Origin of the sequence: Leclercia sp. G3L (assembly GCF_021117075.1) — a bacterium.
Classification (GTDB): Bacteria; Pseudomonadota; Gammaproteobacteria; order Enterobacterales; family Enterobacteriaceae; genus Enterobacter; species Enterobacter adecarboxylatus_C.
Genome location: NZ_CP088265.1, coordinates 473,337 through 496,989 on the forward strand (window position 1 = coordinate 473,337; position 23,653 = coordinate 496,989).

General features: G+C 58.9%; 21 protein-coding genes and 1 pseudogene. 7 read left to right on the forward strand and 15 right to left on the reverse strand.

The window, feature by feature from the left end:
• Positions 1–48: 48 nt before the first annotated feature.
• From creC to creA, 3 genes and pseudogenes are all read right to left on the reverse strand, one after another.
• Entirely contained in the window at positions 49–1,473 is a 1,425-nt protein-coding gene (gene creC, locus LRS40_RS03630) for a two-component system sensor histidine kinase CreC (protein WP_231313103.1), read from the reverse strand.
• Positions 1,473–2,162: pseudogene (creB, locus tag LRS40_RS03635) on the reverse strand (two-component system response regulator CreB). The gene creC and the pseudogene creB overlap by 1 nt, the downstream one beginning before the upstream one ends.
• A gap of 14 nt (positions 2,163–2,176) precedes the next feature.
• Entirely contained in the window at positions 2,177–2,647 is a 471-nt protein-coding gene (creA, locus tag LRS40_RS03640) for a protein CreA (protein ID WP_231313104.1), read from the reverse strand.
• Between the two features lie 213 nt (positions 2,648–2,860).
• Between creA and robA the strand changes: the two genes are divergently transcribed.
• A complete protein-coding gene (gene robA / locus LRS40_RS03645) occupies positions 2,861–3,730 on the forward strand; it encodes an MDR efflux pump AcrAB transcriptional activator RobA (RefSeq protein ID WP_142488164.1) in 870 nt (289 codons plus the stop codon).
• Here robA and gpmB read toward each other — a convergent pair.
• On the reverse strand, positions 3,727–4,374 hold the full coding sequence (gpmB, locus tag LRS40_RS03650; RefSeq protein WP_142488163.1) for a 2,3-diphosphoglycerate-dependent phosphoglycerate mutase GpmB: 648 nt from the start codon (positions 4,372–4,374) through the stop codon (positions 3,727–3,729). The two genes, robA and gpmB, sit on opposite strands and share 4 nt — an antisense overlap.
• A gap of 49 nt (positions 4,375–4,423) precedes the next feature.
• Here gpmB and yjjX point away from each other — a divergent pair, with 49 nt between their 5' ends.
• A complete protein-coding gene (gene yjjX / locus LRS40_RS03655; protein WP_231313105.1) occupies positions 4,424–4,939 on the forward strand; it encodes an inosine/xanthosine triphosphatase in 516 nt (171 codons plus the stop codon).
• Between the two features lie 41 nt (positions 4,940–4,980).
• Here the strand turns inward: yjjX and trpR are convergent, their stop codons facing one another.
• Both trpR and sltY read right to left on the reverse strand, forming a co-directional pair.
• A complete protein-coding gene (trpR, locus tag LRS40_RS03660; RefSeq protein ID WP_142488161.1) occupies positions 4,981–5,310 on the reverse strand; it encodes a trp operon repressor in 330 nt (109 codons plus the stop codon).
• A 56-nt stretch (positions 5,311–5,366) separates the two neighbouring features.
• A complete protein-coding gene (gene sltY / locus LRS40_RS03665) occupies positions 5,367–7,304 on the reverse strand; it encodes a murein transglycosylase (protein ID WP_231313106.1) in 1,938 nt (645 codons plus the stop codon).
• A gap of 220 nt (positions 7,305–7,524) precedes the next feature.
• Between sltY and ettA the strand changes: the two genes are divergently transcribed.
• The gene (gene ettA / locus LRS40_RS03670; RefSeq protein ID WP_231313107.1) at positions 7,525–9,192 is read left to right on the forward strand and encodes an energy-dependent translational throttle protein EttA; all 1,668 of its coding nucleotides are present in this window, start codon (positions 7,525–7,527) and stop codon (positions 9,190–9,192) included.
• 96 nt (positions 9,193–9,288) lie between these two features.
• Here ettA and nadR read toward each other — a convergent pair whose 3' ends face one another.
• The 3 genes from nadR to serB are packed head-to-tail and all read right to left on the reverse strand — an operon-like array spanning position 9,289 to position 12,922.
• Entirely contained in the window at positions 9,289–10,521 is a 1,233-nt protein-coding gene (gene nadR, locus LRS40_RS03675; RefSeq protein ID WP_142488159.1) for a multifunctional transcriptional regulator/nicotinamide-nucleotide adenylyltransferase/ribosylnicotinamide kinase NadR, read from the reverse strand.
• Between the two features lie 35 nt (positions 10,522–10,556).
• The gene (gene radA, locus LRS40_RS03680) at positions 10,557–11,942 is read right to left on the reverse strand and encodes a DNA repair protein RadA (RefSeq protein WP_231313108.1); all 1,386 of its coding nucleotides are present in this window, start codon (positions 11,940–11,942) and stop codon (positions 10,557–10,559) included.
• Between the two features lie 11 nt (positions 11,943–11,953).
• Complete coding sequence (serB, locus tag LRS40_RS03685; protein ID WP_231313109.1) at positions 11,954–12,922, reverse strand: phosphoserine phosphatase; 969 nt, start codon at positions 12,920–12,922, stop codon at positions 11,954–11,956.
• Positions 12,923–13,043: 121 nt separating this feature from the next.
• On the opposite strand from serB, the gene LRS40_RS03690 reads away from it, so the two are divergent.
• Both LRS40_RS03690 and lplA read left to right on the forward strand, forming a co-directional pair.
• Positions 13,044–13,688 carry a YtjB family periplasmic protein gene (locus LRS40_RS03690; protein WP_142488157.1) on the forward strand — a complete coding sequence of 215 codons (645 nt, stop codon included), beginning with the start codon at positions 13,044–13,046 and terminating at the stop codon, positions 13,686–13,688.
• A gap of 39 nt (positions 13,689–13,727) precedes the next feature.
• Complete coding sequence (gene lplA, locus LRS40_RS03695; protein ID WP_231313110.1) at positions 13,728–14,744, forward strand: lipoate--protein ligase LplA; 1,017 nt, start codon at positions 13,728–13,730, stop codon at positions 14,742–14,744.
• Between the two features lie 74 nt (positions 14,745–14,818).
• Here lplA and deoD read toward each other — a convergent pair whose 3' ends face one another.
• The 4 genes from deoD to deoC form a co-directional block, all read right to left on the reverse strand.
• Positions 14,819–15,541: a purine-nucleoside phosphorylase gene (gene deoD / locus LRS40_RS03700; RefSeq protein ID WP_010427122.1), complete on the reverse strand. Its 723-nt coding sequence runs from the start codon at positions 15,539–15,541 to the stop codon at positions 14,819–14,821.
• Positions 15,542–15,645: 104 nt separating this feature from the next.
• Positions 15,646–16,869 carry a phosphopentomutase gene (gene deoB / locus LRS40_RS03705; protein ID WP_142488155.1) on the reverse strand — a complete coding sequence of 408 codons (1,224 nt, stop codon included), beginning with the start codon at positions 16,867–16,869 and terminating at the stop codon, positions 15,646–15,648.
• Positions 16,870–16,920: 51 nt separating this feature from the next.
• Positions 16,921–18,243 carry a thymidine phosphorylase gene (deoA, locus tag LRS40_RS03710; RefSeq protein ID WP_231313111.1) on the reverse strand — a complete coding sequence of 441 codons (1,323 nt, stop codon included), beginning with the start codon at positions 18,241–18,243 and terminating at the stop codon, positions 16,921–16,923.
• A 55-nt stretch (positions 18,244–18,298) separates the two neighbouring features.
• Complete coding sequence (deoC, locus tag LRS40_RS03715) at positions 18,299–19,078, reverse strand: deoxyribose-phosphate aldolase (RefSeq protein WP_197090557.1); 780 nt, start codon at positions 19,076–19,078, stop codon at positions 18,299–18,301.
• Positions 19,079–19,339: 261 nt separating this feature from the next.
• Here deoC and LRS40_RS03720 point away from each other — a divergent pair, with 261 nt between their 5' ends.
• Positions 19,340–20,890, forward strand: coding sequence for a YjjI family glycine radical enzyme (locus LRS40_RS03720; RefSeq protein WP_231313112.1), 1,551 nt, complete (start codon positions 19,340–19,342; stop codon positions 20,888–20,890).
• Positions 20,862–21,722, forward strand: coding sequence for a YjjW family glycine radical enzyme activase (locus LRS40_RS03725; protein WP_231313113.1), 861 nt, complete (start codon positions 20,862–20,864; stop codon positions 21,720–21,722). The genes LRS40_RS03720 and LRS40_RS03725 overlap by 29 nt, the downstream gene beginning before the upstream one ends.
• Here LRS40_RS03725 and LRS40_RS03730 read toward each other — a convergent pair.
• Both LRS40_RS03730 and LRS40_RS03735 read right to left on the reverse strand, forming a co-directional pair.
• Positions 21,717–22,499 (reverse strand): metal-dependent hydrolase, encoded by a 783-nt coding sequence (locus LRS40_RS03730; RefSeq protein WP_142488150.1) that lies wholly within the window; start codon positions 22,497–22,499, stop codon positions 21,717–21,719. The genes LRS40_RS03725 and LRS40_RS03730 overlap by 6 nt on opposite strands.
• A complete protein-coding gene (locus tag LRS40_RS03735) occupies positions 22,496–23,566 on the reverse strand; it encodes a patatin family protein (RefSeq protein ID WP_231313114.1) in 1,071 nt (356 codons plus the stop codon). The genes LRS40_RS03730 and LRS40_RS03735 overlap by 4 nt, the downstream gene beginning before the upstream one ends.
• Between the last annotated feature and the right edge of the window lie 87 nt (positions 23,567–23,653).

Below are 23,653 nucleotides of genomic sequence, written 5' to 3' on the forward strand. Positions count from 1 at the left end.
CTTTGTGATGAAGAGAGCCTAACTGCGCTATGTGGGGCCAGTTTGAAGTTATGTGAAGGGACGGTGAAGTGTCAGCGTGGCCGTCACGCCGACTTCGGGCCGGTTTTGCAAATCGATGCTGCCCTGATGCAGACGCGCTACCTCCTGCACAAAGGCCAGCCCGAGCCCGCTGCTTTTCAGCCCGTTCGAGCGCGGGAGCGAGTAGAAGCGTTCAAAAATCCGCGCCAGGGCGTAATCCGGGATCCCACCGCCGCTGTCGGTTACGGTGATGTTCACCTGCCTGTGGGCTTCCGTGGCCGCAAGCTGGATTGCTCCACCCGGCGGGGTGAAGTCGATAGCATTGTCCAGCAAATTGCCCAGCGCCTGCTCAAGCAGCTCGGGATCGCCCGCCACGCGGCACGAAGTGCCCTGAAATGTCAGGGTGATGTTTTTCGCTGCCAGCGTTGCCGCGCGCGCATCGGCAAGCCGCGTAAAGAGTACATCAACGCTGACGCTCACCGGGACAATCTCTATCCGATTCTCAAGACGAGCCTGGGCGAGGAGCTTTTCCACCAGCGACTGCATGCGCGCATTTTGCACCAGGATATTGTCGATAAACCGCGCGGCCACCTGAGACGGCGGCTGTTCGGCCAGAATTTCCGCCGCGCCGCGAATTGCGGCCAGCGGACTTTTCAGCTCGTGGGTAAGCGCATGAACATAGTGTTCAATGTAATTCTTCCCCTCGAGGCGAATACGCATATTCTCCAGCGCCTGTGCCAGCTTGCGGAGTTCGCTGCTGCCCGGATCGGGCAACGGCAGCGGGGTATCGCTGGTGACCGAGTCGGCATAGCGCGACAGGGTGTGAATCGAGCGGTTGATCCACCAGGCCACGGCCAGGCCAATCAGCAACGCAATGCCCAGCAGCGCCCCGCCGGCCCAGAGGATCCGCCGCTCGCTGCGCTTGATGACCGGCGCCATTGCGCTATTGGGCTTTCCGACCGACAACACGCCGATGATCCTGCCCCGATCGACCACCGGCGCGGCAACGTACATCACCGTACTCTCGGGATCGTCCGGGTTGCCCGGGGTGCTGCGGGCGCCATATTCACCACGCAGGGTCAGCCAGACGTCGTTCCAGCGCGAGTAATCCTTTCCCACCGCAAGGCCAGCGGAATCAAACACCACCCGGCCCTGGGCATCGGTCATGTAGACATGATACTCGTTGCGCACTTTGTGAATGCCGCCGATGTTGGCGCGAAAGGGTCGCTGATGGAGCTGCGAAAAGGCCTGCGCCAGCCTGCCCTGCTGCGCATCACCCGAAAGCAGATCCTCCCGTCCGACTTCGGCCAGCAGCGTGGCGGTGTCGATCAGCGTCCCTTCCGTTGCCCTGCGCACGCCGGGCTTCACCTCCTGGACAAAGATCGACAGCACAAACCACGCGGCGATGGCCACAATCAGGAAGTACCCCAGCAACAGCCGCATGCCGATGCGCATTAATACAATCCCAGGCTGTAGCCCATGCCGCGGTGGGTGCTGATGGGAGAAAGCCGATCGTTCACCGCCCGCAGCTTGGCCCGCAGGGTTTTAATATGGGTGTCGACGGTGCGATCGAAGCTGTCGCCCTCCTCCCCCCAGACTTTATCCATCAGCTGCTGCCGGGAATAGACGCGGCCTGGTGCATGCAGCAGCGTTTTGAGCAGCAGGAATTCGTAGCGCGTCAGCGGCAACGGCTCTCCGCACCAGCTGATGCGGGCGGCGGGCTCGTTCAGCTTAAACTGGCCGATACGGACGATTTCAGACAGCGCAGCGGATTTTTGCATCCGCCGTAAAATCGTTCACACCCGGGCGCACACTTCCCGGGGCGAGAAGGGCTTGGCAACATAATCATCAGCCCCGATCTCCAGCCCGAGCAGCTTGTCCACCTCATCGCTGCGGGCCGTCAGGAACAGCACCGGCAGCGCGGGATGCTGCGCCAGCAGCTGGCGGCACAACTCAAAGCCGCTGATGTCCGGCAGGCCGACATCAAGAATGGCCAGCGCCGGGATCTGCCGGCGCGCCTCCTCCAGCACAGGCAGGCCGCGTTCGAAGGCCTTCACTGCAAAGCCCTCCTGTTGAAGCATGTAGATCAGCGTTTCAGCGATACTGATTTCGTCTTCAACCAGCCAGACCACGGGTTGCTGCATGGGGTATTCCTGACTTAATGCCACGGCATAATCGGCACCGCGCTCAGCGCATTTTTTGGCGATCCCTCCACGACCTTATCCGAGTAGGCGAGATAGGCCAGCGCGTTACGCTTCGCATCATAGAAACGTACGACCTGCAGTTTTTTGAACACCAGTGAGGTGCGTTTCTGGAATACGACTTCGCCCCGCGACTTGCCGTTTTTGATCTTATCGCTCAGCTCAACCGGCCCCACCTGCTGACAGGAGATCGCCGCATCGGAAGTGTCTTCCGCCAGCCCCAGTCCGCCTTTGATACCGCCGGTTTTCGCCCGGCTGATATAGCAGGTGACGTTTTTCACATCGGGATCGTCAAAGGCTTCAACGACAATTTTATGGTCGGGCCCGAAAACCTTAAATACGGTATCAACGGAACCAATTTCTTCTGCCTGCGCGGCATGACCGGTTAATAACAGCAGCGTGGTGAGGATCAATGTCTTGTATTTCATATTGTTACCATATTTAAAAATTGCATTGAGTCATTATTCAACAATCATATGAAAAAAAGCAGCAAGATCACAGGATTAGAATATATCCTTCCGGAATTGAGGGCGAAACGCATTTAAGCGCAAAAAAAACACTGAATGCTAAAACATCAAAAAATGCTATTATCCGCTAACCTGTTAGCAGGGTATCTGCTGTATTAAGGATGAGGATAGTATATGGATCAGGCTGGAATTATTCGCGATCTTCTTACCTGGCTGGAAGGCCATCTGGACCAGCCTTTGTCACTCGATAATGTGGCGGCAAAAGCGGGATATTCTAAGTGGCATTTACAACGGATGTTCAAGGATGTCACCGGTCACGCTATCGGCGCCTATATCCGCGCGCGTCGTCTTTCCAAATCCGCCGTGGCGCTTCGCCTGACTGCGCGTCCTATTCTGGACATCGCCTTACAGTATCGCTTTGATTCGCAGCAGACCTTTACCCGCGCGTTCAAAAAACAGTTCTCGTTGACCCCTGCGCTCTATCGCCGCTCGCCGGACTGGAGCTCGTTCGGTATGCGTCCGCCGCTGCGTCTGGGCGAGTTCGAAATGCCGAAGCACGAGATGGTCACCCTGCCGGAAACTCACCTGGTCGGCACGACCCAAAGTTACTCCTGCTCGCTGGAGCAGATCTCCGAATTTCGTCATCAGATGCGTGTCCAGTTCTGGCGTGATTTCCTCAGCCACGCCCCGGCCATTCCGCCATTGCTCTATGGCCTGAACGAGACGCGTCCAAGCCTTGAAAAAGATGACGAGCAGGAGGTCTTCTACACCACAGCGTTAACGCCTGAGATGGCCAACGGCTATATTCAGGGCTCGAAACCGGTGGTACTGGAAGGGGGTGAATACGTGATGTTCACCTATGAAGGGCTGGGAACCGGCGTGCAGGACTTTATCATGACGGTCTACGGTACCTGCATGCCGATGCTGAACCTGAATCGCAGAAAAGGTCAGGATATTGAGCGTTACTATCCGTCAACGGATGTTAAGCCGGATGAACGCCCAATCGATTTGCGCTGCGAATATCTGATCCCCGTTCGCCGTTAACGCTGCAGCTCATCTAACGCAGGGGCATCGAGATGCGAGATATCCCCTGCCATCTCCACAATCCAGCCTGACGCCAGCCACGGACTCTGCTGATAGTCGATGCGGGAAAGCGAGCAGTTACGCAGACGCAGGCGGCGCTCAGCCCATGCCGGCAGCCCGAGGATCGTACTGACCAGGCAACCTAACGCCATACCGTGACTGACCAGCAGCGGTCGACTGCCCTCGGGCAGCTCCAGACAGGCCGCCAGCGCCGCGTGCATACGCTCGCTCAGCTCCAGCATCGATTCACCTTCCGGTATGCGACCCTCTTCAGTGCCGTTAACCAGCGTGCGACGCCATGCCTCTTCCTCTTCGGTCAGGGTATCAATAAGGCGCTGTTCCAGCACCCCCATATCCAGCTCGCGCAGGCGAGCATCCACAGTGACATCGCAGCCGCAGGCCTGCGCGATAATCTCTGCTGTGCGTCGCGTGCGACCTAAATCGCTGGCGATGATATGGGTGATGCCCAGTGTTCTGGCGCGTTCGCCAACCTGACGGGCCTGTTCCTCGCCCTTGGCAGTAAGTGGACTGTCTGACTGGCCTTGAATACGTCGCTCGGCGTTCCACTGCGTTTCACCGTGGCGAACAAGGTATACCTGTAACATGCTTTTTTTCCGTTATACTGCGATGATATTTTTAGAGTTAGGCTTAATTATGCACCAGGTTGTCTCTGCTACCACTAATCCTGCCAAAATTCAGGCAATTCTAAGGGCATTTGACGAGATCTTCGGCGAAGGATCCTGCCATATTGCGTCCGTCAGCGTCGAGAGCGGCGTCCCGGAACAGCCATTCGGCAGCGAAGAAACACGCGCTGGCGCACGAAACCGCGTGGCGAATGCCAGAGCCGCCTGTCCCGAAGCGGACTTTTGGGTGGCGATTGAAGCGGGCATTGACGAAGGCGCAACCTTTAGCTGGGTGGTGATCGAGAGCCGGGATTGGCGCGGTGAAGCGCGCTCGGCCACTCTGCCGCTACCGGAGTTCATTCTGGATAAAGTGCGCGAAGGTGAAGCGCTCGGCCCGGTGATGTCGCAGTACACGGGCATCGATGAGATTGGCCGTAAAGAGGGGGCGATTGGGGTCTTTACCGCCGGGGTGCTGACGCGCTCAAGCGTTTACCACCAGGCGGTGATTCTGGCGTTGAGCCCGTTTCATAATGCGATTTACCGTTAATTGCCGCAGCATTGCCGGATGGCGGCTTCGCCTTATCCGGCCTACGGTTTGCCCTCAAGCAATACCTGTTCGAGCCAGTGGCGCAGCTCAACCGGCGCCGATTTCAGGCTGTTCGATCCGCGGGTGATGGTTGCGATCCCCGCTCCCAGCTCGCTTTTCAGCTCACGCTGGCTCATCTCGCCGCGCAGCAACTCCTCGATGATCCGCACCCGCGTGCCCAGCGCCTCGCGCTCGTCGGGGGTGAGCATCAGCTGCAACAGCGGCAGATGCAGGTCCTGTTCATAAGACTGGCGAAGTAGCTCCACAAAACGAAGCCACTCCTGATGACGTTGCTCGGCCATAGCCGATGAATAAGGGGAATGCTGGGTCATGTTATGCCGCCTGTTGTACTCTTAAACGAGTACAAGCATAACATAACCCACACCGATCAGTAACGTCGCTGCCACTCACTGTCGCTCATCAGGGCATCTTTCTGTCCCATGAAGTAGCGATAGTAAGCATCATACGCCAGCACGTTCTTCACATAGCCGCGGGTTTCCGAGAACGGAATGCTCTCGACAAAGGCCACCGCGTCGATGCGTCCGGCGCTGTTGCCAAGCCAGGTGCGCACCCGTCCCGGGCCAGCGTTATAAGCTGCTGACGCGAAGATGCGGTTATCACCGAACTGGTTGTAGACGCTCTGCAGATAGGTAGTGCCAATGTTGATGTTGGTTTCGGGATCCAGCAGCTGCGACGGACTGCTGTAGCCCGGCAGATTAAACTTCTTCACCGTATGGGCGGCGGTGGCAGGCATCACCTGCATCAGACCGCTGGCCCCCACCGGCGAGCGCACTTTCGGGTTCCAGGCGCTCTCCTGGCGGGCGATCGCCATCGCATAGCTCTGCGGAATGTCTTTCCCGCTGGTGTAACGATCGAAGAGATCTTTATAGGCCAGAGGGAAACGCTCTTCGAGATGATCCCACAGCTTGCCGGCGATCGTCGCCTGCACGCTCAGATCCCACCAGCGGTTATCGAAGGCATAGCGCGCCAGCTGGGCTTTCTCCTGTACGGTGCGGCTGGTAACCAGATTGGCCCATTCACTGCGGGCGGTGTTATCCAGATTCCAGTACATCAGCTCGCGCACCCGCGCCATTTCCGGCCCGTTTACCAGCGCCGCGTTGACGCCGGCCGGCGCTTTATCAATCCTGAGGCTGTACTCTTCGCCAAGGCGCTGAGCCGCCGCCATCGGATAGAAACCACGCTGCTGCATCAGGGCATGCAGAATCGATTTCGCCTCGTCGTCGCGCCCCCGCTCCAGCAGGAGATCGGCCTGCCAGTAGCGCCATTCATCTTTCTCTTTAGCTTCCATTGGCAGACGCGCCAGCCAGGTGTTCAGGCCGCGGCGATCGCCGTTGCCCAGCGCCATACGCACCCGTCGCTCCACCAGCGAGGTGGACTGCGACCGCATAATCGCATCGTCGCGCCAGCGGGCCTGTTCATCAGTGACATCGCTGCCCATCAGTCGCCACGCCACGATATCGCGCAGCTCCTGGGTCTGATCTTCATTCAGCTGCTGGGCCTGGGCCAGGGTCGGGATCATCAGCCGGGCATTTTCCACGTCGTCCCGCGCCACGCTGGTAAAGGCCACCGCCGCCATCTGACGGGTAAAATCGGTAGCCCCGGTGTTGCGGGCAAAATCCATCACCGTCTTCGGATCGTTTGCCAGCTGGATTAAGGCGCTGGAAATGGTCTGATACTCCGGCGGCATCTGCCCGGCGAGGGTGGTCACCAGGCGGGTGTTGCCCGCTTTCATCGCCAGGCGGATCCGCTCGAGATACGCCAGCGGATCCTGTTTGCCGGACGCGCGCCAGGCGCCGAACAGCGAGTCACAGGCGTTGGGCTGGCTTTTCCCGGTCAGCCACAGCTCTTTGGCGCCGTTCCAGGCCTCTTCCTGCTGACCCGTCGCCCACTTCGCATAGTAGTAGTTACACTGCGCTTCGGTGGTGCCCGGCTTCTCCGGGCTAAAGGCCAGCAGGCCACGCCAGTCTTCACGACGCGCCAGCTCGTTCACAAATCGCGACTGTAAGGTGCGGGCGGGCGGCAACGTCGGGTTGGCCTGAATAAAGTTTTTGACGGTGATCGTCGGCTGGTTCATCAGATCGTCGGTCAGCTGACGGTATTCCAGATACGGATACAGCGGATAGTCTTTCAACGTCGGCATCAGGGCCTGCACCGTCTCCATCTGTCGCTGATCCCACGCCTGTTTGATCTGTGCATAGCGGTTACGTTGTTCATCCAGTGAATCGGCTCGCGCCGCGCTGCTGATGGTCAGCACGCAGACGCTGGCAGCAAGCACTCGCCAGGCCACCTGTTTGGCTTTTACCACACGCTCGTCCTCTGTTAATCGTCATTAAATGCAGCATCGTGCCGCGCAAAAGCGTAATTAACTTATGCTAACCAGGCATCCTCTAATGCGCCACGTCATGGACACATTTTTACCTTTCTTGCGCGCTTTAACACTCCCGGCGTCGATGGCTGGGATTAGGCAGGGAAAAAGGCTACACTTCGCCACTATTCTCATCACGATAAAAGAGGCGAAGTCCAACGTGGCTCAATTCGTTTATACCATGCATCGTGTCGGCAAAGTGGTACCGCCGAAACGTCATATTCTCAAAAATATCTCGCTGAGCTTCTTCCCGGGCGCAAAAATCGGTGTTCTGGGTCTCAACGGTGCCGGTAAGTCCACCTTGCTGCGCATCATGGCGGGCATCGATACAGACATCGAAGGTGAAGCCCGTCCACAGCCAGGCCTCAAAATCGGTTACCTGCCGCAGGAACCGAAGCTGAATCCTGAGCACACCGTTCGCGAGTCCGTTGAAGAAGCCGTTGCCGAAGTGGTTAACGCGCTGAAAGGACTGGATGAAGTGTACGCGAAGTACGCCGAGCCGGATGCCGACTTCGATAAGCTCGCGGCCCAGCAGGGTAAATTTGAAGAGATCATCCAGGCACATGACGGTCACAACCTGAACGTGCAGCTGGAGCGCGCGGCCGATGCCCTGCGTCTGCCAGACTGGGATGCCAAAATTGAAAAACTGTCCGGTGGTGAACGCCGCCGCGTCGCGCTGTGCCGTCTGCTGCTGGAAAAGCCAGACATGCTGCTGCTCGACGAACCGACGAACCACCTGGATGCGGAATCCGTCGCCTGGCTGGAGCGCTTCCTGCACGACTTCGAAGGGACCGTTGTGGCGATCACCCACGACCGTTACTTCCTCGATAACGTCGCGGGCTGGATCCTGGAGCTGGACCGCGGAGAAGGTATTCCGTGGGAAGGTAACTACTCCTCCTGGCTGGAGCAGAAAGATCAGCGTCTGGCGCAAGAAGCTTCTCAGGAAGCCGCTCGTCGCAAGTCGATTGAGAAAGAGCTGGAGTGGGTTCGTCAGGGCGCGAAAGGCCGTCAGTCTAAGGGCAAGGCCCGTCTGGCACGCTTTGAAGAGCTGAACAACGCCGAATACCAGAAACGTAACGAAACCAACGAACTGTTCATTCCACCTGGAGCCCGTCTGGGTGACAAAGTGGTTGAAGTCAGCAACCTGCGTAAATCCTACGGCGATCGCGTGCTGATCGACGACCTGAGCTTCTCGGTACCGAAAGGCGCAATCGTGGGCATCATTGGCCCGAACGGCGCGGGTAAATCCACGCTGTTCCGCATGATGTCCGGTCAGGAAGCGCCTGACAGCGGCACCATCACTCTGGGTGAAACCGTGAAGCTGGCCTCCGTTGACCAGTTCCGTGACGCAATGGACAACAGCAAAACCGTATGGGAAGAAGTCTCCGGCGGGCAGGATATCATGCGTATCGGCAACACCGAGATGCCAAGCCGTGCCTACGTGGGCCGCTTCAACTTCAAAGGTGTCGATCAGGGTAAACGCGTGGGCGAGCTGTCCGGCGGTGAGCGTGGTCGTCTGCACCTGGCTAAGCTGCTGCAGGTTGGCGGTAACGTCCTGCTGCTCGATGAACCGACCAACGACCTGGACATCGAAACCCTGCGCGCGCTGGAAAACGCCATGCTGGAGTTCCCGGGCTGCGCGATGGTTATCTCGCACGACCGTTGGTTCCTCGACCGTATTGCGACCCACATTCTGGATTATCAGGATGAAGGTAAAGTGGAGTTCTTCGAAGGTAACTTCACCGAATACGAAGAGTACAAGAAACGCACGCTGGGCACCGACGCGCTGGAGCCGAAGCGTATCAAGTACAAGCGTATCTCGAAATAAAAGCACTGATTGCCGGGTGGCAGCTTCGCCTTACCCGGCCTGGGAAACCGTAGGCCCGGCAAGCATAGCGCCGCCGGGCAATTAGCGGCAGAAGCGTTACCCCTTCTCCCCCATCATCTCTTTCACCAGCTCCACGCAGCGCAGGAAGCGGGCGTCATAATCTGCCTCTTCCACATGCACAAAGTCGATATTGTTCGCTTCCAGCATCTCCACCAGCATGGTCTGGAACTCTTTCCTGTCCACCGAGCTGCCCAGGCTGCGCATCCCATCTGCCACCCACGGCGTGTTGTTCTCCAGCAGGATCACCAGATCAAAGCGGTACTCGTCGATCAGCGCCTGCACAAAGGGGTGCTCGCGCCCCTCGTATTTTTTACAGAACGCCTGGGTGGTGACGAAGTCGGTATCGACAAACGCCACTTTATTAGCGTATTTCACCGCAAAATCAATGTACTGGGCGTGTCCGAGCGCAATTTTGTCGTAGTCGGAATACTGCAACGCCATCTCATCGCCGCCGAGGTGCGAGAAGACATAGTCCCGGCCATACTCCCAGGCGCTGGTGGTGTTGAAGATGTTCGCCAGCTTGTTGACCAGCGTCGATTTGCCGCTGGACTCCCCGCCGAGGATCGCCACGGTACGCACGAAGAACGGCTTCACCTCTGTCGGGATATACTCCCAGTAGCGGAACGGGTTCTCTCGGATCTGTGCCCCGCTGATGTTCATAAAGGTGCGTTTAGGATCGATCAGCACCGTTTCTGTACCCAGGTGCTGGGGATACTGCGAGGCATCAGACTCTTCAGAAGTGTAGATCCAGTTAGGCTGGATCCCTTTCTCTTCCATGAACGCTTTTATGCCGTTGCTCCACACGTCCCAGCCGTGGGGATAGGGTTCCATCCCCTCTTCGTTAAAGGCATGAATGCGGATGTTTTTCTGGTACTTAAAGGTCTGTAGCAGCCAGCGCAGGCGGTCAGAAACGGTAGGCTGCTGGGACATGGCGCTGGCTTCGAACAGCTCGCGGTCGCGCTTGTCATCGTAGCCCATGATGATATGCAGTTCGTCCACCTGGCTACAGGCGCGCTGGATCAGATAGACATGGCCGGTATGCAGCGGATAAAACTTGCCGAACACCACGCCGATGTTCTTCTGCATCCGCGGGAATTCGAGCCCCAGAAAGCGATGCAGCGCTTCCAGCTTCTGCGCGCTGGGGCTTTTGATTTTGGCATTCAGCAGCTGGCTTAAATAGCCCTTGGTCATACCGCTGGCTTCCGCCACCTGCTGCAAGGTACAGCCCTTCTGGCGGATCGCGGTCTTGATATAGTCAAATGACGACATAAATTACGGTGCCTCCTGCAACAACGAATACGTAATTATAAGTCGTCAAAGACACTTAGCGCATCAGAGAGTTTTTTAACGGGGAAAACCGTCATCCCTTCCGGCAGCTTTTTCGGCACGTTAGCGGCGGGCACAATCGCCCGACGGAAGCCGTGTTTTGCCGCCTCGGAGATACGCTCCTGGCCGCTCGGCACCGGACGGATCTCCCCGGCCAGCCCGACTTCGCCAAAGACTACCAGATCCTGCGGTAGCGGACGGTCGCGCAGGCTGGAGACCATCGCCAGCAGCAGCGCCAGGTCGGCACTGGTTTCGGTGACTTTAACCCCACCGACCACGTTCACAAACACGTCCTGATCCGCCATCTGCAGGCCGCCGTGACGGTGCAGCACCGCCAGCAAAATCGCCAGACGGTTTTGTTCCAGGCCCACCGCAACGCGACGCGGGTTACCCATCATCGAATGATCGACCAGCGCCTGGATCTCCACCAGCAGCGGGCGCGTCCCTTCCCAGACCACCATCACCGAGCTGCCGGAGGTGACTTCATCGCCGCGGCTCAGGAAGATGGCCGACGGGTTGCTGACTTCACGCAGCCCCTGCTCGGTCATGGCAAACACGCCCAGCTCATTCACCGCGCCGAAGCGGTTTTTATGGCTGCGCAGGGTACGGAAACGGGTGTCGGCGTCGCCGTCCAGCATCACGGAGCAGTCGATACAGTGCTCGAGCACTTTTGGACCGGCCAGGGCGCCATCTTTGGTGACGTGACCGACCATGATGATCGCCACCCCGCGGGTTTTGGCGAAGCGCGTCAGGTAGGCCGCGGTCTCACGCACCTGGGCGACGCTGCCCGGCGAGGACTGCACGTCGGCCATGTGCATCACCTGGATGGAGTCGATCACCATTAGCTTCGGCTGCTCTTCTTCGGCAATCATGCAGATCTGCTCGATGCTGGTTTCGGAGAGCATATTCAGGTCCTGGGTCGGCAGCGCCAGGCGGTGCGCGCGCATCGCCACCTGCTGCAGCGACTCTTCCCCGGTAACGTACAGGGTCTTCATCTGCGACGCGAGCTTGCACAGGGTTTGCAGCAGCAGGGTGGATTTCCCGGCCCCCGGGTTGCCGCCAATCAGAATGGCGCTCCCCGGTACCACGCCGCCCCCCAGCACCCGGTCGAACTCCTTAAACCCGGTGGAGAAGCGCGGCAGGGCTTCAAGGCTGATATCGGAGAGCTTCTGCACTTTCGATACGCCCGCGTTGCCCGCATAACCGCTTAGACGCTCGTTACGGGCAACGGTGGGTGAAGCGGCAACTCCGCGCACTTCGGTGATGGTGTTCCAGGCATGACAGGCGCTGCACTGCCCCTGCCAGCGCGGATAATCCGCACCACATTCATTACAGACAAATGCGCGTTTTGGAGCTTTCGCCACGTTTTACCTCTTTATTTCTGATTCACGCTGCCGGAGAGAATGCAGAACACCCCCATCAGGTCAGCATGACGGATAATGACTTCCGTCTTTTCGTTCACGGTCGGTTTGGCATGGTAAGCAATGCCAAGCCCGGCCACTTTGATCATAGGCAGATCGTTCGCGCCGTCGCCAATCGCCACGGTCTGGGCAACCGGGATATCATATTTTTCCGCCAGACGCGTCAGGGTGCTGGCCTTGAACTGAGCATCGACAATCTGGCCGATCACGTTCCCGGTCAGCTTCCCGTCCCTGATCTCCAGTTCGTTGGCGACCACGGCATCCAGACGCAGCTTGTCGCGCAGATACTCGGCAAAGAAGGTAAACCCGCCGGAGGCGATGGCCACTTTCCAGCCCAGGGTTTCCAGCTTCAGCACCAGCTGCACCAGACCGGGCATCAGGGGCAGCTTTTCGCGCACCTGCATAAGAATATTGGCGTCGGCATCTTTCAGGGTTGCGACGCGCTGTTTCAGGCTGGCGGTGAAGTCCAGCTCGCCGCGCATGGCGCGCTCGGTCACTTCGGCCACCATCTCGCCGGTACCGGCCAGTTTGGCGATCTCGTCGATGCATTCGATCTGAATGGCGGTGGAATCCATGTCCATCACCAGCAGTCCCGGGGTTTTCAGATGCGGGATTTTACCGAGCGGGGCGATGTCCAGCCCGGCATCGTGCGCCAGACGGGTGGCGCGCTGGGTCAGGGAACCGGCCAGACGAATGACCTGGTAATCTTCCACGCACCAGGCGGCGACGATCACCATCGCTGCCCCCAGCTTGCTCTGATACTGGGTTAACTGCTGTTTATCCAGGCCGCGTCCATACAGCAGCCAGCCGCTACGGCCCGCATGGTAATCCAGTGGCATTACCTCATCACCACTTAATGAGAGCGGCAATCCTGGCCATAAAGAGACATCGTTGGGCAGGTCGCACCAGGTAATGTTTGGCATTAAAGCTCCTGTAAAATCGTTCGCGCCGGGAATCATCCAGGGGGGGAAAATAACGCATGAGGCTACCTTGTAACCATCACTTCTGGCAACATTAACCCCGAAAATTTTCAGCAGGTGGAATATGGCTCGTGCAAAACTGAAATTCCGGCTTCATCGTGCCGTGATTGTCCTCTCCTGTCTGGCCCTGTTAGTGGCGCTGATGCAGGGCGCATCCTGGTTCAGCCAGAATCACCAACGCCAGCGTAACCCGCAGCTTGAAGAGCTGGCGCATACCCTGGCGCGCCAGGTGTCGCTCAACATCGCCCCGTTGATGCGTACCGAAACGCCGGATGAAAAGCGCATTGCGCAGGTGCTGCGGTTGCTGACCGACGAGAGCCGCATTCTCGATGCCAGCGTCTATGACAATGAAGGCGAGCTGATCGCCCGGGCAGGCGAGCATGTCGAGGTGCGCGACAGGCTGGCGCTGGACGGTAAAAAAGCCGGCGGCTACTTTAATCAGCAGCTGGTGGAGCCGATTCAGGGCAAAAACGGCCCGCTCGGCTACCTGCGTCTGACCCTCGACACCCATACCCTGGCCACCGAGGCAAAACAGGTGGATAACACCACCAACATCCTGCGCCTGATGCTGCTGCTGTCGCTGGCGATTGGCGTGGTGCTGACCCGCACGCTATTGCAGGGCAAACGCACCCGCTGGCAGCAGTCGCCGTTCCTGCTTACCGCCAGCAAGTCGGTGCCCGAAGAGGAAGAGAGCGACAAGAAGGAATAGTGTTAAAGTAGCCAGACGATTCAGAAAAGGAACTTTGCCATGACGACGTTACGCCTGCTTATCTCTGACTCTTACGATCCCTGGTTTAACCTTGCGGTGGAAGAGTGCATCTTTCGCCAGATGCCCGCCACGCAGCGGGTGCTGTTCCTGTGGCGCAACGCCGATACGGTGGTCATTGGCCGGGCGCAAAACCCGTGGAAAGAGTGCAACACGCGACGCATGGAAGAGGACAACGTGCGCCTGGCGCGTCGCAGCAGCGGCGGCGGCGCGGTGTTCCACGACCTCGGCAATACCTGCTTTACCTTTATGGCGGGGAAGCCGGAGTACGACAAAACCATCTCCACCAACATCGTGCTTAGCGCACTACAGGCGCTGAGGGCGACGGCGGAAGCGTCCGGGCGCAATGACCTGGTGGTGAAAACCCCAGAAGGTGACCGGAAGGTCTCCGGATCGGCCTATCGCGAAACCATGGACCGCGGTTTCCACCACGGCACCCTGCTGCTGAATGCCGATCTCAGCCGCCTGGCAAACTACCTCAATCCCGACCAGAAAAAGCTGCAGGCCAAAGGTATCACTTCCGTGCGCGGCCGGGTGGCGAATCTGGTGGATCTGCTGCCGGGCGTGACCCACGACCAGATCTGCGACGCGATCCGCGAGGCATTTTTCGCCCACTATGGCGAACGCGTGGAAGCGGAAGTGATCTCCCCGGACAAGACGCCGGATCTGCCAAACTTCGCTGAGACCTTTGCCCGCCAGAGCAGCTGGGAATGGAACTTCGGCCAGGCCCCCGCCTTCTCGCACCTGCTGGATGAGCGTTTCACCTGGGGCGGCGTGGAACTGCACTTCGACGTCGAGAAGGGCCATATCACCCGCACGCAGGTGTTTACCGACAGCCTGAACCCGGCCCCGTTAGAAGCCCTTGCGGCCCGTCTGCAGGGCTGTCTGTACCGGGCGGATATGCTGCAGCAGGCGTGCGATGCGTTGATCGGCGATTTCCCGGAGCAGGAGATGGAGTTGCGGGAGCTGTCGGCCTGGATTGCGCGGGCGGTGCGATAATAAAAAAGCCCGCTGACGCGGGCCTGTAAACCGTAGGCCGGGTAAGGCGAAGCCGCCACCCGGCACAACAGCTCTTACTCTTTATCGCCCAGCAGAACGGATTCCAGCGCGATTTTGATCATGTCGTTGAAGGTGGTCTGACGCTCAGCGGCAGTGGTCTGCTCGTGAGTACGGATATGGTCAGACACGGTGCAGATGGTCAGGGCTTTCGCACCGAACTCAGCCGCCACACCGTAGATGCCTGCCGCTTCCATTTCCACGCCCAGGATGCCGTATTTCTCCATCACGTCGAACATCTCGCCGCCGTCCGGCGCGTAGAACAGGTCCGCAGAGAAGATGTTACCCACGCGTGCTTCAACGCCCAGCGCTTTGGCAGCGTCAACCGCGTCACGCACCATGCCGAAGTCTGCAATCGCCGCAAAGTCATGATCTTTGAAACGCATGCGGTTAACTTTGGAATCGGTGCAGGCACCCATGCCGATAACGATGTCACGCAGCTTAACGTCCATACGCACGGCGCCACAGGAGCCCACGCGGATGATTTTCTTCACGCCGAAATCGGTGATCAGCTCTTTGGTGTAGATGGAGCAGGATGGGATACCCATACCGTGGCCCATTACGGAGATTTTGCGGCCTTTGTAAGTCCCGGTGAAGCCCAGCATGCCGCGCACGTTGTTCACTTCACGCACGTCTTCGAGGAAGGTTTCTGCAATGTGCTTCGCGCGCAGCGGGTCGCCAGGCATCAATACGACGTCAGCGAAATCACCCATCTCTGCATTAATGTGAGGAGTTGCCATCTTCAGTTCCTTTTAATTTGAATTTTTTTGCCCGGTGGCGCTTCGCTTACCGGGCCTACGGTTTTGTAGGCCGGGTAAGGCGCAGCCGCCACCCGGCAATGACATCAGAACATGGCCTTGCCATATTCCATGTCGGACGTACCAAAGTATTTCGCGATGGTCTGGCCGATGTCCGCGAAGGTTTCACGGTGGCCCAGCGAGCCTGGTTTGACTTTCGGACCGTACACCAGCACCGGAATATGCTCACGGGTGTGGTCGGTACCGGTCCAGGTCGGGTCGCAGCCGTGGTCCGCGGTCAGGATCAGAATGTCATCTTCCCCTACCAGCTCCATCAGCTCCGGCAGACGGCGGTCGAACAGCTCCAGACCCGCAGCATAGCCTGCAACGTCGCGACGGTGACCCCAGGAGGAGTCGAAGTCCACGAAGTTGGTGAAGACGATAGTCTTGTCGCCCGCTTCCTTCATCTCTTTCACGGTAGCGTCGAACAGCGCATCCAGACCGGTGGCTTTCACTTTTTTGGTGATACCGCAGTTGGCGTAGATATCCGCGATTTTACCCACGGAAACCACCTGCCCCTCTTTCTCATCAACCAGTTTCTGCAGCACGGTCGGTGCGGGTGGCTCAACGGCCAGGTCGTGACGGTTGCCGGTACGCTGGAAGTTACCCGCTTTGTCGCCCACAAACGGACGCGCGATGACGCGACCAATGTTGTAGCCGCCTTCGGTCAGCTCTTCACGGGCGATTTCGCACAGCTCGTACAGGCGATCCAGGCCAAAGGTCTCTTCGTGACAGGCAATCTGGAATACCGAGTCCGCCGAGGTGTAGAAGATCGGTTTGCCGGTTTTCATATGCTCTTCGCCGAGCTGGTCCAGGATCACGGTACCGGAAGAGTGACAGTTGCCGAGGTAGCCTGGCAGGTTGCCACGCTCAACCAGCTTATCCAGCAGCTCCTGCGGGAAGCTGTTTTCGTGGTCAGAGAAATAGCCCCAGTCGAACAGAACCGGTACACCGGCGATTTCCCAGTGCCCTGACGGGGTGTCTTTCCCGGAAGAGAGCTCGTGCGCCCAGGCGTATGCGCCCACCACTTCCGCGTTGCCATCCATACCCGCGGCAACCTTGCCGGTGGAGCCTTCGTGGGCTTTCACCAGGCCCAGACGGGTCAGGTTTGGCAGATTCAGCGGGCCTTGACGGCCGTTATTCGCTTCGCCTTTTGCACAGGCTTCTGCGATGTGACCCATGGTGTCTGCACCCGTGTCACCAAAGCGATCTGCGTCTTCTGTAGCGCCGATGCCGAATGAGTCCAGCACCATAATAAATGCACGTTTCATATGTTCTCCGTACTCAGTGCTTCATAAAAAAGCGATCAGATCAGTATACCGCTATTCGGTAATGCGACGATAGACGGTCGGTGTGCTTTCTGGCGCTTTATCTGCCAGGGTGATGGCCGCTTTCACGGCTTTCGCCGCATCCTGCCAGCTGTTTTCATCTTTCGCGTGGATCATCGCCAGCGGACGTTGACCGTCAACGCTGTCGCCCAGACGGGCCATCTCGGTGAAGCCGACGCTGTAATCAATGGTGTCGGAGGCCTGACGACGACCGCCGCCCATCGAAACGACCGCCATACCCAGCGCGCGGGTGTCCATCGCCGAGACAAAGCCTTCGGTGTCCGCGTACACCGCTTTGCTGAGCATCGCGGTCGGCAGGTATTTGGCGTAGTTTTCCACGAAGTCGGTTGGGCCTTTCTGCGCGGCGACCATCCGGCCAAAGATATCGGCCGCTTTGCCGTTATCCAGCACCGCCTGCAGTTTGGCGCGGGCCTCGGCGTCATCTTTCGCCAGGTTGCCTGAGATCAGCATCTCGACGCACAGCGCCATGGTCACGTCGAACAGACGCGGGTTACGGTATTCGCCGGTCAGGAACTGCACCGCTTCGCGCACTTCGACGGCGTTACCGGCGCTGGAGGCCAGAACCTGGTTCATGTCGGTGAGCAGCGCGGTGGTGCGCACGCCTGCACCGTTGGAGACGCCAACGATCGCTTCGGCCAGTGCGGCAGAGAGTTCATAGGTCGGCATAAAGGCGCCGCTGCCCACTTTCACGTCCATTACCAGCGCATCCAGCCCTTCAGCCAGCTTCTTGGCGAGGATAGAGGCGGTGATCAGCGGGATGGAGTCGACGGTCGCGGTAATGTCACGCGTGGCGTAAAAACGCTTATCCGCCGGGGCGAGGGAGCTGGTCTGGCCGATAATTGCCACACCAACGTCCTTAATAATTTCGCGGAAGCGATTGTCATCCGGGAAGATATCGAAGCCCGGAATGGCTTCCAGTTTGTCGAGCGTGCCGCCGGTATGGCCAAGGCCGCGCCCGGAGATCATCGGAATATAGCCGCCGCAGGCAGCGACCATTGGCCCCAGCATCAGCGAGGTGACATCCCCCACGCCGCCGGTGGAGTGTTTATCCACGATTGGGCCATTGAGGTTAAGGCTCTTCCAGTCCAGAACGGTTCCTGAATCCCGCATCGCCATGGTCAGCGACACGCGCTCCGGCATCGCCATATCGTGGAAGAAAATGGTCATCGCCAGGGCCGCAATCTGCCCTTCAGAGATGGTATTGTCGCGAATGCCGTTGATAAAGAAACGGATCTCTTCGTCGCTTAAAGCATGACCATCACGTTTTTTACGAATAATTTCTTGTGCGAGAAACACGGTAACCTCCCGAAAGTAGGCCGGGTAGGCATCGCGCCACCCGGCAATTCAAATCTTAGTAGCTGCTTGCGCTCTTACCGTCGCCGTGACCCAGCGCTTTCAGCAGGCTGGCCAGCAGGCTGGAGGCACCAAAGCGGTAGTGACGGGAGTCAGCCCAGTCGGCACCGAACAGCTCGTCGGCAATCGCCAGGAACTGCTGCGCATCTTCAGCGGTACGCACGCCGCCCGCCGGTTTGAAACCTACGGTTTTTTCCACGCCCATATCGCGGATCACTTCCATCATGATGCGTGCGCTTTCCGGGGTGGCGTTGACCGGCACTTTACCGGTAGAGGTTTTGATAAAATCAGCACCCGCTTTGATGGAGATTTCAGACGCTTTACGAATCAGCGCTTCTTCTTTCAGCTCGCCGGTTTCGATGATCACTTTCAGCAGCACGTTTGCCGCAGCGCAAGCCTCTTTACAGGCTTTCACCAGATCGAAGCCTACCTGCTCGTTGCCCGCGATCAGCGCGCGGTACGGGAAGACCACGTCCACTTCGTCAGCACCGTAAGCGATAGCGGCGCGGGTCTCTGCCAGCGCGATCTCGATATCGTCGTTACCGTGCGGGAAGTTAGTGACGGTCGCGATGCGCACGTCCGGCGTCCCCTGCTCTTTCAGGGTCTTACGCGCGATCGGAATGAAGCGCGGATAGATACAGACAGCGGCGGTGTTACCCACTGCGGTTTTCGCCTGATGACACAGGGCGATCACTTTCTCGTTGGTGTCGTCGTCATTCAGGGTGGTCAGATCCATCAGTTTCAGGGCGCGCAGGCTGCTTGCGGTTAAATCGGTCATAACATTCTCCCGGCGTAAAGCCGTAAAATTTTACCTTGCGGGTCTGTGAGTATTCTAACATCCACCCGCATTCTCACTTCGACATTCATCACAGTTAATGAAATATGCGTACAAATTTGCATAACCATAATGAGATCAACTTCAAATAATTTCGCTACAACTGCTGATTAAAGCGTCAGGCACACGCGCAGGATCAAAGGCGGCCGACGGGACTCTTTCTACAATCCTTCCCCATCACTGCAGAAGAATAAGGAAGCGACCATGTCCCCATCCAGCCCCGATGCCCTGCAACAACGTTGCCAGAAAATTGTGACAAGCCCGGTGTTAAGCCCCGAACAAAAACGCCACTTTCTGGCGCTGGAGGCGGAAAACAACCTGCCTTATCCGACGCTTCCCCCTGAAGCGCGTCAGGCGCTGGAGGCGGGATTTATCTGCGATATGTTTGAGGGCCACGCGCCGTACAAGCCGCGCTATGTGTTACCCGACTATGCGCTGTTCCTGAAACAGGGCTCGGAGTGGCTGGAGCTGGAAGGGGCGAAGGATCTGGACGATGCCCTGTCGCTGTTAACCATCCTCTACCACCATGTTCCGTCCGTGACCGGCATGCCGGTGTTCCTCGGCCATCTCGATTCGCTGTTGCAGCCGTATGTTAGAATTCTAACACAAGAAGAAATCGATATTCGAATAAAACGTTTCTGGCGCTATCTCGACCGCACCTTGCCGGATGCCTTCGTGCATGCCAATATTGGCCCGGCCGACGGCCCGGTGACGCGCGCCATTTTGCGCACCGATGCAGAGCTTAAGCAGGTTTCCCCCAATCTGACCTTTATTTATGACCCGGCGATCACCCCGGACGATCTGCTGCTGGAGGTAGCCAGCAACATCTGCGAATGCAGCAAGCCCCATATCGCCAACGGGCCGATAAATGATAAAATTTTCACAAAAAATGGCTTTGGCGTGGTCAGCTGTTACAACTCTCTGCCGCTGGCGGGCGGAGGCAGCACTCTGGTGCGCCTCAACCTGAAAGCCATCGCCGATCGGAGCGATACCCTGGAGGATTTCTTCACCCGCAGGCTGCCGCACTACTGCCAGCAGCAGATCGCCATCATCAATGCCCGCTGTGACGTCCTGAACCAACAATCCGGCTTCTTTGAGAATAGCTTCCTGGTTAAGGAAGGGTTGATCGATCCCGACCGTTTCGTGCCGATGTTTGGCATGTATGGCCTGGCCGAGGCGGTGAACGTGCTGTGCGAAAAAGCCGGGATGAAGGGGCGCTACGGCAAGGACGACCGGGCCAACGCGCTGGGGTACCGCATCAGCGAGCAGCTGGCGGCCTTTGTGGAAAATACCCCGGTCAGACATGGCTGGAAACAGCGCGCTATGCTGCATGCCCAGTCGGGGATCAGCTCTGACGTCGGCACCACGCCGGGGGCGCGCCTCCCCTATGGCGAGGAGCCCGACCCCATCAGCCATCTGCTGGCGGTGGCGCCGCACCATCGGCACTATCACGCCGGGATCAGCGACATCCTGACCCTGGACGAAACCATCAAGCGCAATCCGCAGGCGGTGGTGGAGCTCTGCCTGGGCGCCTTCCGCGCCGGGATGCGCGAGTTCAGCGCCAATATCTCGGGTAACGATCTGGTGCGCGTCACCGGCTATATGGTGCGTCTCTCCGATCTGGAGAAATACCGCGCCGAAGGTTCACGCACCAACACCACCTGGCTGGGTGAAGAGGCCGCCCGCAACACCCGTATCCTGGAGCGCCAGCCGCGCGTGATAAGCCATGAACAACAGATGCGCTTTAGTCAGTAAGGTTATCCCGTTCTCCTGCGTCGACGGGCCCGGCAGTCGCCTGGCCCTGTTTCTGCAGGGCTGTAACCTGCGCTGCAAAACCTGCCACAATCCGTGGACGATAGGACGATGCAACGACTGCGCCGCCTGCGTACCGCACTGCCCGCATGATGCACTGAACATTCAGGCCGGTCGGGTCTGGTGGGATGATGCGCATTGCCAGCAGTGCGACACCTGCCTGCAGATTTGCCCGCAGCAGGCGACGCCCATGGCGCTGCGTTTAAGCGTGGAGGAGGTGATGGAGCAGGTCCGCAAGGTGTCGCCCTTTATCTCCGGCATCACCGTCAGCGGCGGGGAGGCCACCACCCAGCTGCCGTTTCTGGTGGCGCTGTTTACTGCCCTGAAAGCCGATCCGCAGCTACAGCATTTGTCCTGTCTGGTAGACAGCAACGGCCTGTTAAGCGAAACCGGCTGGCAAAAACTGCTCCCGGTATTTGACGGGGCGATGCTGGATCTCAAGGCCTGGGACAATGAACATCACCGCTATCTGACCGGGCGCGACAACACCGTCATCAAGCACAGCATCCGCTGGCTGGCCGCCCACAACCGGCTGAGCGAGCTGCGTCTACTGGCGATCCCGGAGCACAGCGATTATCTGACGCACCGCCGGGAACTGGTCGCTTTTATCCACCGGTTAGGGGACGTGCCCGTCCGGATCAACGCCTTTCATGCGCACGGCGTCTACGGTGAAGCCCGGCACTGGCGGAGCGCCACGGCAGAGGATGTCGAACCGCTGGCCAGGGTGCTGGAGCGGGAGCGGATCAGGGTGATCCGCCCGGCGCTCTACTTATAACGGCAGATCGAACAGCGTGCGGGTGTTGTTCAACAACGCCTCCGCGATCTCATCCGCGGGCTCGTCACGCAGTTCGCACAAGGTGGCAAACACCCGCGCCGCCTGCTCAGGGCGGTTAGGCTGGCCCTGAAAACCGTTGAGGGGCATGTCGGGGGCATCCGTTTCAAGCAGCAGGGCGGAAAGCGGTAATTGCGCCATCACATCCCGGGTTTTACTGGCCCGGGGATAGGTGATGGTGCCGCCAACGCCAATTTTATACCCCATCTCCACGAAGCGCTGCGCCTGCTGCAGGCTGCCGGCAAAGCCGTGTACCACCCCGGTGCGCGGCAGATCCTGGCGCTTAAGGTGCATCGCCAGTTTGTCATGGGTGCGTCGGGAATGGAGGATCACCGGCAGATCGTAGCGTTTCGCCAGCTTCAGCTGCGCGTCGAGGATCGCCTCCTGACGTTCGAAGTGGGGATCCTCCCGATAAAGATCGAGACCGATCTCCCCCACCGCCACCAGCCTCTCCGGTCGCGCCGCCAGGATCGCTTCCAGCTGGTCAAGATGCTCGTCGCGATGAGATTCAATCACAATCGGGTGCAGGCCCAGGGCCATATAGAGCGCAGGGAAGCGCGCACCGAGACGCAGAACGCGATCGATGCTCGCCACATCAATGGCCGGCACCACAATCGCCGTTACCCCCGCGTCGGCGGCACGCTGAATGCTGGCGGGTTCATCGTCAGTAAAAGGAGGAAAATCAAAGTGGCAATGGGTATCGATAAAGCGGTAAGTCACGCCAGATCCTCGTTATCAAACAGGGTGTCATTGGCCTCAGGCGCAATCACCAGCGGCGTGGTGACCACGTCGTTGGCCACGCTCGCCGGGGGAACCACCACCGGGGCGGGAGTGATGAGCTGCTGATGGCGGCGCAGCGGCGGGCGTTCGGCCAGCAGCTTGCCCACCGTGGCCAGGAAATAGCGCCCGCACAGGCGCCCGGTTTTGTAGTCGTCCCGCAGGGCGGGTATGCGGCTGCCCAGCGCCATGCTGTTGAGCGGGCGCGGGGGATAAATTTCAAAGATCCTGAGCTTGCCCGGCGGCTTCTCTATAAAGCGCTGGATAGTGTGGTAGCTGGCCTCATGGTGTGCAACCAGGTTCAGCATCGGTTGCAGGCTGCTGTCGCCCAACCAGCGCTCCATCCGCTTAAACCACTGCGGCGTATAGTACATTTGCGATGGCACGGTGCGGATCACCACGATGGTCTGGGCCCCGCGTCGGGCCGCCTCCTGCACCGGGATCGCGTCGCTGACCCCGCCGTCCAGATAGGCGATGCCGTCCAGCGCCGCGCCGGTGCGGTAGAAACCGGGGATGGCGCTGGAGGCGCGAAGGATGTCCAGCCAGTTCTCTTTTTGTGGGGAGAAATAGCTGGCCGAGTAATCGTCGCCGCGACAGGCGCACATCCAGAGAGCTTTTCCGGTATCGAAAAGGCGCGAGGCGGTGTCCATCGCCAGCGGCATTTGACTGGCGGTAGCATCCAGCAGCCAGTCGAGATCGATAAGATTCCCGCCGCGCACAAAGCGCAGCGGATCGAAGAAATTGCGGGAAGTGGTGTAGCGCATGATCACTTTGCGGGCGTAACCCGGCTGATTGCAGACGTAGGCCGAGAGATTCTGCGCCCCGGCGGAGGTGCCGAAATAGAGGTCGAATGGATTAAACTGCGCGCGCATAAATTCGTCCAGCACGCCAGCCGTGAAGATCCCTCGCTGTCCGCCGCCCTCACACACCAGGGCAATCTGGCCTGGTCGAAAAGGTTTAAGCGCCAGCGGCGCAATGTTGCCGAGCGTTACCGGAATTCGCTGCCCCACCTCTGCTTTCCTGTTTTTTTATTTGTTCTGTCCCTACACAGTAGCGTACACCCGGTGTTTTACTCAAATCGGATGCGGGCAAACGTC